The organism is Bhargavaea cecembensis (assembly GCF_001619585.1).
GTDB classification, from domain to species: Bacteria; Bacillota; Bacilli; order Bacillales_A; family Planococcaceae; genus Bhargavaea; species Bhargavaea cecembensis_A.
Window position 1 is genome coordinate 504,925 of the sequence record NZ_LQNT01000011.1, and the last position, 16,661, is coordinate 521,585.

The 16,661-nt window shown below is 54.1% G+C and carries 17 protein-coding genes; 2 read left to right on the top strand and 15 right to left on the bottom strand.

Annotated features, from left to right (window positions below; translation table 11 throughout):
- Window positions 1-81 precede the first annotated feature (81 nt).
- Genes AV656_RS13295 through AV656_RS13315 form a run of 5 tightly spaced genes read right to left on the bottom strand, consistent with a single transcriptional unit; the run spans window position 82 to window position 3,829 of the window.
- Window positions 82-1,059: an ABC transporter permease gene (locus AV656_RS13295; protein WP_063182751.1), complete on the bottom strand. Its 978-nt coding sequence runs from the start codon at window positions 1,057-1,059 to the stop codon at window positions 82-84.
- Entirely contained in the window at window positions 1,037-1,966 is a 930-nt protein-coding gene (locus AV656_RS13300) for an ABC transporter ATP-binding protein (RefSeq protein WP_063182752.1), read from the bottom strand. Before AV656_RS13300 ends, AV656_RS13295 begins: the two co-directional genes overlap by 23 nt.
- Window positions 1,950-2,672 (bottom strand): ATP-binding cassette domain-containing protein, encoded by a 723-nt coding sequence (locus AV656_RS13305; protein ID WP_063182753.1) that lies wholly within the window; start codon window positions 2,670-2,672, stop codon window positions 1,950-1,952. The genes AV656_RS13300 and AV656_RS13305 overlap by 17 nt, the downstream gene beginning before the upstream one ends.
- Window positions 2,669-3,031, bottom strand: a complete 363-nt coding sequence (locus AV656_RS13310; protein WP_063182754.1) for a GntR family transcriptional regulator — start codon at window positions 3,029-3,031, stop codon at window positions 2,669-2,671. The genes AV656_RS13305 and AV656_RS13310 overlap by 4 nt, the downstream gene beginning before the upstream one ends.
- Window positions 3,032-3,829: a hypothetical protein gene (locus AV656_RS13315; protein WP_063182755.1), complete on the bottom strand. Its 798-nt coding sequence runs from the start codon at window positions 3,827-3,829 to the stop codon at window positions 3,032-3,034.
- Between the two features lie 96 nt (window positions 3,830-3,925).
- On the opposite strand from AV656_RS13315, the gene AV656_RS16420 reads away from it, so the two are divergent.
- Both AV656_RS16420 and AV656_RS13320 read left to right on the top strand, forming a co-directional pair.
- Window positions 3,926-4,171 (top strand): hypothetical protein, encoded by a 246-nt coding sequence (locus tag AV656_RS16420; RefSeq protein WP_156484867.1) that lies wholly within the window; start codon window positions 3,926-3,928, stop codon window positions 4,169-4,171.
- Between the two features lie 68 nt (window positions 4,172-4,239).
- The gene (locus AV656_RS13320) at window positions 4,240-4,665 is read left to right on the top strand and encodes a hypothetical protein (RefSeq protein WP_156484877.1); all 426 of its coding nucleotides are present in this window, start codon (window positions 4,240-4,242) and stop codon (window positions 4,663-4,665) included.
- 254 nt (window positions 4,666-4,919) lie between these two features.
- Here the strand turns inward: AV656_RS13320 and AV656_RS13325 are convergent, their stop codons facing one another.
- From AV656_RS13325 to AV656_RS13370, 10 genes are read right to left on the bottom strand one after another with little or no spacing between them, the layout of a single operon-like run.
- The gene (locus AV656_RS13325; protein ID WP_156484868.1) at window positions 4,920-5,786 is read right to left on the bottom strand and encodes a hypothetical protein; all 867 of its coding nucleotides are present in this window, start codon (window positions 5,784-5,786) and stop codon (window positions 4,920-4,922) included.
- Window positions 5,787-5,795: 9 nt separating this feature from the next.
- Complete coding sequence (locus AV656_RS13330; protein WP_063182758.1) at window positions 5,796-6,524, bottom strand: nitroreductase family protein; 729 nt, start codon at window positions 6,522-6,524, stop codon at window positions 5,796-5,798.
- Complete coding sequence (locus AV656_RS13335) at window positions 6,521-7,372, bottom strand: thiopeptide-type bacteriocin biosynthesis protein (protein ID WP_063182760.1); 852 nt, start codon at window positions 7,370-7,372, stop codon at window positions 6,521-6,523. The genes AV656_RS13330 and AV656_RS13335 overlap by 4 nt, the downstream gene beginning before the upstream one ends.
- A gap of 20 nt (window positions 7,373-7,392) precedes the next feature.
- Complete coding sequence (locus AV656_RS13340) at window positions 7,393-8,571, bottom strand: hypothetical protein (RefSeq protein WP_063182762.1); 1,179 nt, start codon at window positions 8,569-8,571, stop codon at window positions 7,393-7,395.
- A gap of 10 nt (window positions 8,572-8,581) precedes the next feature.
- On the bottom strand, window positions 8,582-10,297 hold the full coding sequence (locus AV656_RS13345) for a YcaO-like family protein (protein ID WP_156484869.1): 1,716 nt from the start codon (window positions 10,295-10,297) through the stop codon (window positions 8,582-8,584).
- The gene (locus AV656_RS13350; protein WP_063182764.1) at window positions 10,297-11,604 is read right to left on the bottom strand and encodes a hypothetical protein; all 1,308 of its coding nucleotides are present in this window, start codon (window positions 11,602-11,604) and stop codon (window positions 10,297-10,299) included. The genes AV656_RS13345 and AV656_RS13350 overlap by 1 nt, the downstream gene beginning before the upstream one ends.
- 14 nt (window positions 11,605-11,618) lie before the next feature.
- Window positions 11,619-12,362 (bottom strand): ABC transporter permease, encoded by a 744-nt coding sequence (locus AV656_RS13355; RefSeq protein WP_231877287.1) that lies wholly within the window; start codon window positions 12,360-12,362, stop codon window positions 11,619-11,621.
- Entirely contained in the window at window positions 12,359-13,096 is a 738-nt protein-coding gene (locus AV656_RS13360; RefSeq protein WP_063182766.1) for an ABC transporter ATP-binding protein, read from the bottom strand. Before AV656_RS13360 ends, AV656_RS13355 begins: the two co-directional genes overlap by 4 nt.
- Window positions 13,069-15,570: a hypothetical protein gene (locus AV656_RS13365; RefSeq protein ID WP_063182768.1), complete on the bottom strand. Its 2,502-nt coding sequence runs from the start codon at window positions 15,568-15,570 to the stop codon at window positions 13,069-13,071. The genes AV656_RS13360 and AV656_RS13365 overlap by 28 nt, the downstream gene beginning before the upstream one ends.
- Window positions 15,567-16,583 carry a hypothetical protein gene (locus AV656_RS13370; RefSeq protein ID WP_156484870.1) on the bottom strand — a complete coding sequence of 339 codons (1,017 nt, stop codon included), beginning with the start codon at window positions 16,581-16,583 and terminating at the stop codon, window positions 15,567-15,569. The genes AV656_RS13365 and AV656_RS13370 overlap by 4 nt, the downstream gene beginning before the upstream one ends.
- Between the last annotated feature and the right edge of the window lie 78 nt (window positions 16,584-16,661).

Below are 16,661 nucleotides of genomic sequence, written 5' to 3' on the forward strand. Positions count from 1 at the left end.
CCATTGTAACGCATCCTGCCCCGTTGTGGTTCCATGAAGCCACAAAAAATGCCCTCTCCAATTTGTGGAGGGGCAAGTGATTCATGCAGTGACGTCCCGCTTTGAGAAAACCAGATAGCTGACTAACAGGAACACGATGGCGTATGCCCCCAGCACCGCTGCCGCAAATGGGAGGGTCACATCTTTGATGAGCGTCATGCCCTGTGCCAGCGCTACGAGGTCGTGGGAGAAGAACAGATACTTGGCGATTTCATAACGGCTCAGCAGCCCCGAAACCGTGCTGCCGGTAAAGAAGATGAACAGTGACAGGCCGATGGCGAGGGCTCCGGAACGGAATACGCTGCCGATCATGAAGGCAAACGTTGTGTAGACAATGATGTTTACGAACGCAAGCAGCAGGTGGGAGATCGCCGGAGTCCAGACCGAGATTTCGGCCACTTCACCGCCCCTCACCACAAGCTCCGTTCCTCCGTCAGGGGAAAACAGAATGTAGGACATGACGATCGAAACCACGAAGCCGGCCAATGTGAGCAACGCACCGAACAATGCGGTGGCCGTGAATTTCGAGGTCAGTATCTTCCACCGCCTGACCGGGCGTGCAAGCAGCATCTTAATCGTCCCGTCCGAAAATTCCGTGGCAACGATACCTGCCGCGACGATGATGGCGAACAGCATTGCGAATGTGGCGATGCCGGAAGAGTCTTTGATCATTTGCTGCCGGCTGTAATTGCCGTGCGGCTCAACATCTTCTGCCAGGCGGTAATCCACGATCTGGAGGTCTTCTTTCAGCTCCGCCTCACGGGAGGAAGAGAGCTCCGGGTCGGCCAGCTGCGCGGAGATTCCCTCCCGCTCAGCCTCCGCCTGCTTGCGCCAGTCCGGTGCTTCCGCCTGGCCTTCGACCGAGACACCTCCGCTTTCCGCCCGGTTCCCCTCCATTGTTGAGATCCATTTGGTCAGTCCGAGCATGCCGGCCACGCCGACGACGAGAAGGATGGCCATGACCCATGTCGCTTTTTTGTTCCACAGCTTCATCCATTCATTTTGCAACAGTTTCAGCAATCTGTCCGCCTCCCGTCAATTCGATGAATTCGTCTTCAAGCGTCTTCCGGTGCGGGCGGACGGCATACAGGTCCAGCCCCCCGGCAACCACGCTTTTCACGAGTTCCGGTATCCGCTCGACTCCCTCTTCGATGATGAACCCGGCTTCGGATTCAGCGGGCTCGTAGCCTTTTGATTCGAGGATCGCCCTGAGCTGTTTTGCCGGCAGGGCCTCGATGTAATGGTGCGGGCGGCCTTCGTCCTTCATCTCCCGGATGTCGATCAGCTTGCCGTTCTGGATGACGGCGATCCGGTCGCACATGAGCTCGATCTCGGACAGCAGGTGGCTCGAGACGAAGATTGAGACACCCGCTTTTTCCGCGAGGCTCCTGAGATATGTCCGGAACTCCCGGATACCGGCCGGGTCGAGGCCGTTTGTCGGTTCATCGAGGATCAGGAACTTCGGGTCGTGCAGGAGCGCCTGGGCGAGTCCGAGGCGCTGGCGCATGCCGAGTGAATACGTGCCGACTTTCTCATGGATCCGGTTTTCGAGCCCCACCTGGCGGACCACTTCCATGATCCGGTCCTTTGTGAGGCCCTTGTGCATGCGGGCAAAGTGGACGAGGTTCTTGTAGCCGGTCATGTATTTGTACATTTCCGGGTTTTCGACGATGACGCCGACGTTGGACATGGCAGCCTCGAACTCGTTCTGAACGGACTTGCCCGCGACGAACACCTCGCCGGATGTCGGCTTCATCAGCCCTGCCATCATGCGGATGGTCGTCGTCTTTCCCGCACCGTTCGGTCCGAGGAAACCGGTCACCTGGCCCGGATACAGCTGGAGGTTCAGGTCATCGATAATTTTCTTGCCGCGTATCGTCTTCGAAAGGTGCTTCAGTTCCACTATTGGCTCAGTTTGGTTTGCCAACCGGTTCACGTCCCTTTTCGTAGAGTGTGCGCATGTATGCGGACAGGCCGCCCGGCTGCGCCACCCGGATGTCTTCCACAGCATCATGGGCGGCGATCCGCCCATTTTTCAGTACGGCGATTTCATCGAGGAGCGGGGCGACGTCATGCAGTTCGTGCGTTGACATGATGACGGTCTGCCGCTCCGGGTCGGTGAATCGGATCAGACCCTTCACGATGGACTCCCGGACCATCGGGTCAAGTCCGGAGAATGGTTCGTCGAGAAGGTAGACATTTGCTTCCCTTCCTAATGTTGCTACGATCTTGGCCCGTCCGCGGTTTCCTTTTGACAGGTTTTTCAGCCGGGTTTTTCTGTCGATGTTCAGAAATTCCGCTGCTTCAAGTGCTTTTTCCATCGAAAAGTCCGGGTACTGTGACTGCTGGAAGCGGAGCAGCTCATCGGTTGTGAAGTAAGGATAGTACAGGTCGGCGTCTGCCATGTAGGCGATCTGCCGGCCGGCTGATCGTCGGGTGACCGGCTGCCCCTTCAGGAGGACCTCCCCCGAGTCCGCCCCCATGACACCCGCCATGATTTTCAGGAGTGTCGACTTTCCGCTGCCGTTTTCTCCCGCCAGGCCGATGATCTTTCCCTGTCCGAAAGTCGCGGTCACGCCGTCCAGCGCCCGTCGGCGGCCGAATGACCGGGCCACCTGTCTGATCTCGATCATCGCTGTCTCCTCCTCGTCATGGATTCTGCAATCTCTTCTTCCGTGAAGCCGAGCGCCTCGATGTTCCGGATAAAGTCATCGATGAGCTGCGATTTCTTCTCCTCTCTCAGCTGTCCGAGCCGTTCCGCGTTCTCCGTGACGAACGTCCCCTGGCCCCGCTTGGTTTCGGTAATGCCCATCCCCTCCAGCTCCTTATAGACACGTTGCATCGTATTGGCATTGACGCCGGCCTCGACCGCGTATTCTCTTACCGAAGGCAGCTTCTCGCCCGGCTGCAGGGCGCCGCGGATCAGGTCGCCCGTGATCCGGTCGATCAGCTGCTGGTAGATCGGCTTATCCGGCAGGAAATCAAAACTCATTCATCGCGCCACCTTCCGGTTGAAGATATAGATGGCGAGCATTGCGAGGAGAATCGCCTCGATCACGGCAAGCCCGACACCGCTCGCAGCGAGGCTTCCCGTGATTTCCAGCGCCCAGTCATTGACCTCGTTCATCCGTTCCGTATAGGTAAGCGGAATTTCCCCGTATCCGGAGAGCTTCTCATACGGCTCCCACCGGGCCACTTTCTGAAACACATAGAACGTTGCCCCGACCAGCACGCCTGTTAGGATGACCGCGCCAATTTTCGTGTATTTCTTCAGCCACTGATAAATGGTCCAGAACAGGAAGCCAAGAACCATCTGCATGATCCCGAGAAACAGCGAAACCGCCCCGACCTCAGCAAAGAATCCCATGTACCATCCAATCGGCACGCCCTCAGGAAGGCCAGACCCGCCGAGCAGGTAAATCAACCCATTGGCCAGTGCCAGTACCGCGAAGAGGAACAGCATGGATGCCACGGTCATGAGCACGGTAAAAACCGCCTTGGCGCCGACCAGAACATAGGACGGTGCGGGGGAATGCAGCCAGACATCAGGCCGTTTCATGTCCGCCTGCAGGCTTGCAATCAGACTGACCACCGGCATATAGCTGAACGCCAGAACCCAGAAACCCATGATGATGAACGCAATATTCATCACCGGGACTTCAGGAAACACGTAATGCTTCAGCACAAACGGTACCACCCCGATGCTGAGCACGGTGCCGAGTACCAGGAACGCCATCCCGAGACGCGCCAGAACCCACTCTTTCCACAAGAGCCCTTTCCATCGGCCCATCAAAACTCCACTCCTTCAAACTGCATTGTGTACCGGTGTATTAGTTACATAGTACACTGGTATTTGAATACGTTGCAAGCCATTAGCGGAATTAATTTGAAAAAAGTGGGTTCCAAAATAAAAATGCCTTCCGAAGAAGGCAAACTCGTTCAGTTAAGTGGTGCAAAACAAGAAATAACAAAGGAATCAGACCCCGAATTAGCAACAATTTCGGAGGTCTTTTTTTGTTGGTATGATGGGTTGATCTCTTCTGACAATGCTTTTAACACTTTAATTAGCATGTGTTTTGACGAACGTACAAAAATTAAAATCGTGCTAAAACGACTGCAAAAACGTTGCTGAAACGTATTAATAATTCTTTTCATAATGGAGATAGTAACGAGAAAAGAGGTGAATTTATCTTGAAAAAAATGTATGTACTGATTTTAATCATATCTTTTTTTACTTTGGCATCATTTGAAGCTTATGCACAGCCAAAAAGTTGTCCTGTATTAAGTGAATTAGAGAACACATCGCTTAAGGATAAAAAAGAGGTAATAGAAGCGTTAAATACTTTAATACCAAAAACTTATGGAACTGGATTAGATGTTTTACCTGACCTGTATACTAAGTGGAATGTAGTAACTGCCAAACCTTTCCCTAAAACAGTTGGCAATAAAATAGAAGAAGACTATTTTGGAATGGCTAAAACCTTTTGTGGCAAAGAAATTGCTGAAAAGTCATGGCTTATACGCTTAGATTTCCCCAAAGCACCTGGAGCTGACTTAGCCCAAGGTCAAATATTCTTAGCTAAAAGTAAGGAAAAAGGATGGTTTGTATGGTTTCGATACCATTAAACTGCTATTCCTAACGGGTGCTTTAGTAAATGGACATCAAAATACAATGAGCTTGGAGATACATTTCCCAGCTCATTTTTATGTGCATTTCTTTAAACATAGCCCATAAAAAAAGCACCCATCTGGGTGCTAATAAAGATGTTAATGTCTTGATAAAACCTCTGCTATTCCCGGTGCTAATTCGATTGTTTGCACCACCAAACTGAACGGGTTACGAAGAAGGCATCAGTGGCTAAATAGAGCGGGACCTGATTTCAAGATCCCGCCATCCGGTGCAGTACCGGTGTGTTCATTTCAAGCGGACTGGTGACTACCGCTTCCGCCCTGCCTTCCAGTGAAATCCTGTCGATGGTCAGCCTGCTCCGGAGCGGGAGTCCGACATCTTCCGAGAGGTCTTCTTCCAGTCCGAACAGCACGGCGAACAGAATCCGGCGGATAAAGAAGTACAGAAGGGCCGCCTCGCCGGGACCTTCCTGCGGTGGATCAGGAGCAGCCTCCTGCGGCTCAGGCATCCGGAAACGGTCCGTCACGATCAGCGGCCCCACTTCCATCCGGCTCCGGGTAAGATCCACGAAAAGCACCCGTTCGGCAGCTGCCCGGACCTCTTCCCTATCCATAGGATTGGTGCTTTCCACAATCGCCGCATGGTATCTCCCGTTTCTTTTCTTGGTATCGACCTGCAGATACGGGATTTTCCCGAGCATTGTCCTCAGTTGCGGAAACCGCTCCGGATCCGCCGCAAACCAGATTCTGAACCCGCTGCCATGACTTGCGAAATTTTTTATCGTCTGCTCAATCCTCCCAAACGGCTGCCCGGTCAGAAACAGATTCCTGAACACCTCCAGATCCGATCTGGCGGCCGCAAGCATCGCCCGTTCCCTTTCCGACCGCAACTCCATAAACAGGCCGGGAAATTTGTTCAAGAATGCTTTTGCATAGGCGTATTCCCTTGATTGTTCGGCAGCATTTGATGAAAAGCCCTGGTTCAGTAGTGTGCTGAACCGGAGAAAGTTCAGTTCCCCTTTTCGGACAGCCGCTTCCACTGTTCCCTTTTCGCTGTTTTCTGCGGTTACCAGCCCGCCTCTGTCATAGAGGCCGACGGCCGGTCTCACGATGAACATTCCGATCACCTACCCTAGTAAGAATGAATACAGCACGTCGTCCCCTGTTCCGATGATCTGTGCGAGAGGCACATCATAAAATCCCCCAAGCGGCAGCGAGCGGACACCCAGGTAATTTGCCACGAGCTGGATGTTCTGGCCGATATGGCCGGCTTCCTGCTGCACCAGTTTGTAAGAGATATCCGGATACTTGGCTGAAATGGAGTCCAGATCGGCCGTCAGGACAATAGCGAACTGTGCGCTGGCGGCACTTTCCTTCTGGATATAAGCCTGTTCGATCCGGCTCCACGGGACACTTTTCCGTCCCGCCAGAAGTCCCCGGTCAGCGTCCACCTGACAGACATTCCACCTTCCGAGAGACTCTGCCACCCTGGTTTCGTTGAACAGCATATGGATCTTGACATAATAACGGGCACCCCCGGACGGATAGGCCCTTCCCTCACGGTCATGGCCGATAAATGCCAGCTGGGTAAATCGGGCGATCAGCGGCAGGTCTATGGCTCGTTCGTTGGGAAACGGATACGGCCACGTATGCCGCTGCATCAGAGCAGACTCGAAGCCCTGAGTGAGGTCCGGGACATAGTCGATCGGGTGGTGCACAGCCCCTTCCACCGGCTCGGGAATCCGGTCAGTATGCTTGTACACCTGCATGCTCGTATAAACCGGATCATTGATGGACAGGCGATGATAGTCCTGGAAAAGCCGGTCATAGCCGACTTTGAAATCCCACAGTTTCATACCGTCGCTACGCCTTTGCCGAGAAAGATACCAGACAGAAAATACTCGTTTTCCGGAGAGATGCCGAGCCGGTTGTTCAGCATATGGATATGGGAAACCATGAGGTAATGAATGTTTTCCGCCCGGTAGGTGTTCTGGGTTTCCAGAATCCTTTCCATTGCAGTTTCAAGTGCAACCAGATAATCCCGGTAAACGTCCGGCACCTCCAGACGGTCCCGATTCTTGACCATCCGCTTTTCCAGCGCTTTCCGGACACCCTCATGCTGCGGGCCGGCACCGAACGACTCCCAGACTCTGTGATACGACGAGAAGAACTCTTCCTCCGATCGGGTCATTCCCATCTTCTCAGCTACCCCGAAACTGTATTGCATCAGATCGAACGCCACCACGTACCGTTTAGGCCATTCAAGCGAGTCGATGATCGTTTTGGCCATCTCGGATGATCTGTGGAAAAGTTGTTCCGAATAGGCCATGGCCTCCTGACCTCCGTAGCGTTGCCACTCCGGCTGATACGGGATATCCCGGATGCTGAAATTCGGATAGATGTCCAGGTCGCTCACGCCCTCGAGTTCCACAATCCGCCCGTCATAGCTGACTTCTCTGAAGGGATGACCCTCATGATCCTTTTCGAACACTTGCAGCCGCTCCGACAGCAGGCCATCAAAACTCTTTTTTCTGGCAGGATCATCAAAACGGTAGCGCAGCCGGATATGCGGCCCGCCCTGCCAATAGCGGATAAAGAACCACTGATCCGGTGTTGCCGCGTCAATCACACTGAACAGATGGCTGCTGAGAAAACGGTCAATCAGACCAAAATCATGAATAAACAGGTGCTTGGAATGCCACATTGCTCTCCCCCCATTTTTACTTAACGGCCTTCCGGTATCCGGACCGATACCGCCTGGTTCCGGTCCGGGAACACGATGGCCGAGTATCCGATGGCCATATCTTCCGGCAGGCCGGTTCTGCTTCTGACATACGCATCATCATAGTTTTTCAGGCAGCGGACGGCACAGTTTTCTCCTGCCATGAAAATGGAGATCAGCTGCATCAGCCGTCCCATCTCCATGAACATCGGCTCTGCATCCGCCCCGGCCCCCTTTTTGCTGAACGCCATAAAGACCCAGAAGTTGAACCCGTGGAAATTCGAATACTCATGGTATTCCGTGAGCAGACGCTGATCCTCCCGCCCTCCCTGGAACGTTCCGGCCCAGACGAGGCAGCTGTCTTCCAGCCCGTAATAGCCCGGCGAAAGACCTGCTACATCATTCACTGCGATCAGCATCCGGATTCCGGTTTTCTCCAGCACCGGGCCTGCAAGCTTCATCAGGCTGTCGAACGGGCGCTTTGCCAGCTTCCGGCGGAAGAATACGTCCCCTTCTCCTCTCTGGTCCGCTGTCCGGTTTATGAAATGCCTTTTGTTCACGGCGGAAAGCCATGCATCAGGCACCGCCGCGAGTTGTCCCCGGTCCGTGTCCTTTCCGGGTCCGAGGCGGAGAACCACACGCGGACGTATATGGACACCGGTGAAACGAGCGGTTTCGGCGGAGCTGCCTACCGGTGCATACCGGTATCCGCATCCCGCCTGCCGCAACGCAAATTCAAGGTTAAATAACGCATGCCCTGCGTTCAGGGCGGACAGCATCCGGGAAAACTCACCGTAATACAGCTGGAGCCTGCGGTCATCCGTCATGAGAACAACCCGGCCGGCGTCATCTTCTGCCGGACCGATATCCATCACGCGGTCCCTGAACGGGTCATAGGCATGGATCAGACCTCCAGTCATTACCAGGATTTTGGCTGTCCTCATATTCCGGGCGCCCGGCACGAGCGGATGAAACGGGTACCGGCTCGCAAGGTCGACCCGTCGGATCTTCTCCGTGTATCCGTAAACCGACCGCATCAGCCGTTCTGCCTGCGGCGCAGTACTCGACGGCATTCCGGAACGGACCGCCTCGCCGATCAGGTCCGGATCCGGCGATAGGCCCCCTCGGGAAAAGTGTTCAAACCGCCTGTCCGTGAAAGCTTCCAAATATGCAGCATCCATGGTTCTCACCTCACGGGAAGGGATGCGGGACCCGTTTCAGCCATTCTTCGTCGAGGTGCCCGCGCCCTTTCAGCAGGATCGCCTTCTCCACTCGGCTGCGGATGATCCTCCGGTTCTGGTGGCCGAATGTCATCGTCAGCATTTCCGGCACGATGTACTTCACATTGACAAAGCCGATCCTGTCGAGGTTCGGGTTTTTGGTGACCGCCCGGAATGCCTTACCGGATAGGCTCTTGACGATTTCATGGAACTGATCAACGACTTCTCCATACATTCCGCTGAACCGGGTATACACCTGATCCAACTCTTCCATCGTCTGTTCATACGGCGTGTCGAGCGCAAATCGGAGATACGTTTCCGCTTCCCGATTGGAGTAAAGAAGGAGATGGTCCTCAAGCCGGCTCACCGCTTCCGGATTCTCCAGCAGCATCGCCTTCCGCTCCAGAAATTCCTGCTTCCTGAACACATTCTGGAACACCGATATGGCCGTGGTCGCTTCAATCAGCGCTTTCTCGATCGCGTCTTCCAAATCAAATGAGGACGCCGCTGCGGTATAAAACGCCATGTCTTCTTCCCCTGCATCTTCTTTCTCCAGGAGCACCCAGATGGTCGGAATCTTCAGTTCCATCGAGATATCGAACAGATGGGCGCGGATTCCTTTTTTCTGTAGCGCAACCAAATAGCTTTTCAGCGTTTTCGAGGCGATCGAGGACTCCCTGATGCGGACTGGCGGGATCTGTCCGTACCAGGAGCTGAGGAAGGCATCACGCTCAAACAATTCCAGCATCGCAAACAGACTGGCCTCATTCACGGTCGAACCGAGTGCACTGCCGTTTGAACTGTCGAACAGATAGCGGGGTTCCCCCGACACATGATGGGAATCAAAGTAAATCACCTGCTCGGGAATCAGCTGCATGTCACCGCTGTGCAGCTCTTCGGCTTCCCGGTAGCGGATTCTCTTTTCCGGTGTATAGGCCCCGGTATCCATTTGGGCCGATTCCATCACCTCGGACAGGGTCAGTCCGATTCTCTGTTCTTCTCCTTCCTTCAGCTCTGCGTCCGGCGGGCCGTATGGAAAGGCCGTCCCATACCGCTCAAGTGATTCGAGGACAGACGTATGGCGTGACTTTCCATATGTAGCGGTGCGGCCGTATGAAAGAAGGGAAATGCCGTTGTGATGAACTTCCGTCTCCACCATCGGCAGGCCGTACGAGTCGCCCGATCGGCTTTCGCGATTGACGATCGACAGGCGGCTGCCCCTGATCAGTTTGTCATGCCGCCGGAGACGGGCCTTGACGTCTTCCCAATTGTGTTCGCGCGGATCGTCCGGGTTGAAAGTGACCGATTGTATCTGATTCTGTGACTCGGCAGGGGCATCTCCAGAACAGACCGCGCAGTCTCCGCGCTTGTAGGTCGAGAGCAGTGTCACTTCCTTGGTATTCCGGTTCAGGGCGAACAGCCCGTCCATTACCTCCATGTTTTGCAGCTTCCATGCATAGGAACTGATCAGCCGTTGCTCGATCCTATCCGGCTCTTTGGCCCATTCTCCGTTCAGATAATGATCTTCCAGTTCCATCTCCTGGATCCGGCTCTCCAGGCAGGACAGACAGAAGTTGCCGGATTGCCGGATGGGACCGATAAAAATGAACGGATGGGTCGCAATAACAGGAAGATCCCCCATTTGCAGATCTGCCGCGTCTTCCCATTGATCCAGTAACTTGACCATTATCCATTCACCTCCTCAAACTGCTGTGCATATTCCATGTTTTCAAATCCTGCAGACTCTGCATCGATGCCGTTTTCCCTCGCGCTCACATAGGTATAGAGCGCTACAGGAATCTGGCCGATCTCCAATGGCATCCTGAAGTCTGCCATGATGTCGGCATCACGGTCGTGAATCCGGACGGTGTACGTGCCCGGCAGAAGCCCGACGATAGTCCACTCCAGGTTCATCTCCTTCTCTTTGATCAGTTGCCGGATGGTGTCCGATTCGGGAATTTCCGCGGCAATGTTTTCTCCTTCTCTCCTCGGGGAGTCCGTCCTGCTTCCGTATGCCCGCTCAAGAATCTCCGGGAATGCCGTCCGGGACACAAAGGAGGCCAGGCGCCCGTAGTCCATATCGGCGAAATAAAGGCTTCGGACGGTGTCGTCACTGTCCACATACTGGACGGTCATGATCTGAAGCGGAAGCTGCCGGTAGTCGTCATATTCCGGATTTCCGTTGACCGACAGGATCCGTGAACTGTACCGGCCGATAAATTGCTCCAGTTTATTTAAAGCTGCAATCGGATCTTCACTGACCTGCCGGAATTCTTCCGGAAGTCCGGCTGCGGGTTCATACAACGTTTTCCGGCTGACTTCGAATTCTTCATTGACGCTGAATACTTCGGGTGCCTTCCCGATAACTCTCAGGATGACGCTGAAGAACACGAACGGGGCGATCAGTTCCGCCGAGACCGTCCCGCTCCCGACTTTCCCGGGACCCAAGTGACGGATCATCCGTCTTTCTGCGCCTGCGACTGCCACCCCGCCTTCAGGACTCGCTGAGACATTGACCTGCCGGGTGTCCCCGGCGGACAGGATGGTGACATCATTCTCCGTGTTTTTTCCGGCAATCCCGATCGCAAGACCGTTTTCAAACAGCAGGCCGGACAGTTCCCCGCCTGCAAAAAAGTCGGGGGAGACCGTGATTTTGGCATCGGAAATGGCTCCGAGTGCCTTTGTCACGTCACTTGCTTCAGTCTCGACAATCCGGAAATAAGCCTTGTCCCTATGCTGCGTAAGGAGATGTTCATCGATTTCATAGAGAAGCCCCTGGTCTTCCAGGAGGTCGACCAGTTTGCCGAAGTGCGGATAGCGTCCCATGATTTCATGTTGATCCGCCCCGTCGGCAAGTTCGCCCAGCATCCGGTGAATCTCCAGGTACACCTGCTCCGATGCACGGATGCTGAACTTTTTGGATGCACTTGTAAAAATGACGGTTCCATTGGTGTAATGGAACCGGCAATTGGACCGATACTTCAAAATCGCCATTCTGTTTCCCTCCCTCAGGCTTTTGCCCGGCGGCTGACAAGCAGCACCGAGACAAAGACCAGCAATGTCAGGTACGCGAGTGAGATCGTGGTTTCGGTGTTCAGGACGAACAGACCGTTCCAGACGTCGATGAAGATGTGATTAATGTGGTAGATCGGGTTGAGGTTTGCGATCCACTGTACGAACTCCGGCATCTGTTCGACCGGCACCGTGAAGTCAGCCGTGAACAGGACCACCTGGAAAATGACGATGGAGAATACAAGGGCACTTTTCATCTCTTTAAAGAACGAGTAGATCGCAGATGAGATCGTCAGCAGCGCCGCAGTGATCAGGATAAACACCGCGTAGGCGGATAAGAAATCGGTCAGGCTGATCTTCAGGCTGTATACTGCGATGCCGATGGACGTGATGAGCATAAAGCCAAGCGAGGTGATGATGACCGACTTGATGATGTTCGACAACAGGATGGTGCGCATATTGACCGGCGAGACGCTGATCCGCTTTTCGATTCCGAGCGAGCGGTTCATCACCTGGTCGAAGCCGAAAGCGAAGAACACGACGGAGAAGGTGATCAGGATGATAAAGGACGGCGTGTAGAACTGGACGTAGTTCAGGCCCCCGCCATATGTTTCTCCTCCGAACAACTGCCCCATGAAGAGGTATGTGGCCGGCGGGACGATCACCGTGAAGACCAGGTAGAAAATCTCCCGGAAGAACATGATGAGGTCATATTTCAGCTGTGTCGCAAGCATCGTCATCGTACTGCCTCCTTTTCACCGATCCGGTCCAGGTAGAAGTCATTGATGGAGGTGTGCCCCGTTTTCTTCAGCAGATTGGACGGTGTGTCGAACACATTGGTCTGCCCTTCATGGATGAGCATCACCTTGTCGCAATACCGTTCGACCTCGTCCATATAGTGTGTTGAAAGCAGCACCGTCCCGTTGTGTTCCCGGTTGTGGCGGATGATGTTCTTCCAGAGCACATCCCGCATGTACGGATCCAGCCCGGTTGTCGGCTCATCCAGGATCACGAGCTTCGGGGAACTCATAAATGCGATGGCAAGTGCAACACGCTGCTTCCATCCGCCAGACAGTTTGTCAAACGGTGTCTTGAGATGCTCCTGGAGTTCAAAGTCACGGATCGTCGCCTGTACGTCTGCGGATTTTCCGTAGTACGACCTGAACAGCTCCAGCAGTTCCTTCACTTTCAGGTTTTTATAGAAGTTTGTCGGCTGCAGGACGATCGACAGATCTTTTTTGAGTTCGCGGACGCCCTTTGCCCCCAGTGAACCGATGTCATTTCCGAACAGGTTAACCGTGCCTTCATCGAAGTCCCTGATCATCATAAGCGTCTCGAGGAAAGTCGATTTCCCCGCCCCATTCTTCCCGATGACCGCGATCACTTCGCCCTGTTCGGCCGTGAAATCCAGCCCCTTCAGCACCTGCTTGTTCCCATATGCCTTCTTCAGGCCTTTGACGATGATGTTCGGCATGTGTTTCGCTCCTTTTCAAGTGAGTATTCAACGAGGAATTCATTTAGCTCGACCTTCGGATCCGGCAGCATTTCCTCGATGTAGGCGTTGTCCTTGAGCTCGTTGGCGAAGAACTTCAGCAAGAGCGGGACAGAAACGTCGAAGAACATCGGCTTCTCCACAACGAAGTCCCCTTCGTTCCGGAAGTACTTGAGGAAGAACCGCTTCGGCATTCCCTTCTCCTCAAAGTACCGGTTTACCCGGGCATACAGTTCTTCCGGATCGGCCGCTCCGTTCATCAGCTCCTGCAGTTCCTCCGTCTCCAGCTGCCACTTCCTGCGGGACAGGACAACATTGCCCATCGTCACCCGCGGTGCTTCCCGGTAAGGCTTCAGTACACCCGTGATATCAAAGTTCATCCTGCCTGACTGGAACAGATGCAGCATGACGGACAGGATTCCCGGCAGGAAGATCGGAACGAGCGATGACTTGTAGACAATCCGGCAGACCTTCCCGTCGCTATCCAGAAACTCGATTTTCCTCGTGTTCGGGTTATACCGGACCGTGATGTCACTGACCGGATGCCCGCCGTCTTCTGCGAACTGCCGGTATCCGACTTCGAGCTTGGCCGTCTTCAAATCTTTCCGGACATGGATGCCCCCGTTGAACCCGAAGAGCTCATCGATCTCATAGTAGTTCCGGTCGCGGAAGACGCGGTCGATGTAGTCCGCATACTCCCGGTTCTCTGCAGCCTCCCCGAAAAAGTCCTTGAAGCGCGAGATGAACTTCTCATGTCCGTCATACACATCATTCAGCACGGCGGTATCCGGGCTTGCATACTGAAGAAATAGCGAGCAGGAGATGTCGATGTCTCGTCTGATATCTGCCGGAATTCGTTCGCTGTACGACCGGATCAGGGCCCCGGCGTCAACTTCTCCGCCTCCGCTCCCATCGATGAGCCGGCTGAATTCATCCAGGAACTCATCCCGCAGATCATCGAGGATCCGGATTTCCTCGGCAACAGCTTCCCTGTACCGATACCGCTGGTTCTGGTAATACGGATAGAAATGGTGGATGTTCTTGAAGAACACCTGGTTCAGCAGCCGGCTGTCGGTCAGTTTCTGCGGAGTCTCTCCGTACTCTTTCTGGAACAGGTGTCCGATTTCATACTGCACACGGACATTGACATCGAACAGCAGCAGAAAGTCTCCGATCACTTTCATGAAGTCTTCCCCGACGATGGAGGAGACGAGATCCTGACGGGTCTTTCCGAAAATGACGTCTTCGTAGATCAGTTCCTTGCCGGACTGCGGATGCGCCTGCCGGATCAGTTCGCCGATCCGCTTCCAATGGGCAATCCGGTCAAATGCGCCTTTTTGTTCAAATGCCTTGAGTTCGGCATCCAGTTCATCAAGCTTTCCGATCACGCCTTCCCCGATGCCATAGATATCGAACAGGCGGCGGACGGACTGCAGGATGCCCCGGTTGTTCGGGATGTCGACCTGCTGCCTGAGCAGCTTGAGCTGGATCAGTTTCGCGAACAGTGCTTCCTCTTCCCCTCTGTATTCCGGTATCTGCCCGGCCTGTGCCGCGAATTCCCCGTATGTGAGGGTCTGCTTTTTCTGTTCCAGAAGGTACCCGATCAGGCCGGGATGGAGCGGATACTCCACGAATTTGTCGCTGGTTTCAAATACCTTCTGGGACTGGTTGACGCTGTGCTGGCTGACATAGTAAACCTTTCCGTCCCGGACTCCGAAATTCTCCACCTTCACCGGAATCTTCTTCAGTGCGTCCTCATCTGTCCGGAGAAACTCATGGACAATGTTGAGGATGATGGAGTGATTCATCTCGCAGAAGCTGGTGTTTTCGAATGTTTCCTCCCCTTCCCCTGCCAGACCGGTCTTGGTCAGGTAGGAAAACGGACTCGTCTTCATGGAGCCCCTGACAAGCAGCTTCAGCAGGAAGAAATCGAGCTTTTTCAGTTTCTTGTTGTGGGCTTCATGATCTGTTTCCAGATACTTTGAGAGCTTTTCGTAGATCGTGTCATTAAAGAAGGCGATGGATTTTGCCAGATCTTCGTGAGCAGCATGTTCCTGAAGCGCTCCGCGGTTGGCTTCGGCGGCGGAATGATAGGCATCCCGGAACGCACCGATGGCTGCCTGATGGCGGCTTTCGCTCTCCAAGTAAGTGCTGATCGCCTGAAGGGCGGCTTCCGGATGGTCTTTTCCAAGAGCATTGGACAATCGTTCCAGACGCTGATTGAACATATCCCGCTTGAGGTTGAGCAGATCCGGATTCTTGGATTCCGCGAACAGCTCTTCCAGCCTGGTGACCGCCCGGTCCGAGGCCTGTTCTGCGTCCTTCCGGGCATCTTCCACTGCGTCCAGCATGGCGGGCAGCGGGACGGATTGCTCCTGCATCTGCTCATACCAGGTTTTCGGGATGTCACTTCCTCTGAATAATACAATCGGGTTTTTCAGTACCTCGACGTTCAAATTCCGATCTCCTCTCTCCACGTGCGGGCGTTTTTCGTTTCGTTGTACCGGTAAGCCATGTAAATGAATTGCTGTTTTTTGAGTGCGCTCACTCTCAGGAAGGGCAGGGAAAGATACAGAACATTAATGATGAACCGGTAGGCGGTGGCATCCCTGTCTGCCAGGAACCCGGTCCGTCTGAAGTAATGGATGAACTGCTGGTGAAAGTCATTCCGGAAGCCGGCATCCAGTTCGTCCACCGACTTTCTGATCGTGTCCAGATAACCTTCATCGACATTCCGGTGGATTTCGGTCTTGTACGAGTCTGATATCTTTCCCCACACTTCCTTCCATTGCTCAATGTGGGGATCGCCTTGCGCGTCGAGAGCGCCGATATCATGTTCGTGTGTCCGGAACCGCTTTTCGAAATCAGCCTCGGTATAGGGCAGGTTTTGCTTTTCCGACAGTTCCAGGAACCCCTGGACGTGAGAGATAAACGAAAAGTAGCCTTTGTTTCTCCCCTGGTCCCGGTAGGTTTCCGAAACGTGATGGAACAGCAGCGGCATAAGCACCGGCATCGGTTCGCCGTCTTCATGCAGCCGGAAGAACACCTCCTCCAGCACCGGCTGAAGTTCAAAACGCATCTGATGAATGATTCGGGTCAGCGCCGGGTTATGGTAATGGAACCGATTCTCCTCCACCTTCACCGTCCCGTGATCTGCCATCGTTTCCGGAGCATCTTTCTCTTCCAGCACTGCGATCCGGCTCACCATTTTCCGGTATTGCTCCCGGACTTGCAGGTCGTCACGGGGATCCAGCTGAACCGCCTCTGCTTCCCGCCTCATACCGGAGGCGAACAGCTCGATGGCTGTGTCATCTGCCGATCCGTCGAAGGTCACCGCAAGATGCGGTCCGGATTCCCAGGATCGCGAGATGTAATAGGGAACCCTGACATCCCGCGCCCTGAAAATGACAGTCCGGACAAATGCGGTATCCGTCGCCTTGCTGAAGTTGAAGATTTTCACGTCTTTCATGATATCCGCATCCTTCTTCATGATTTTGCCGGGGCCTGTTGCAGGCAGTCCCTCAGCTGTAAGTCGGTTGGAGTGCCG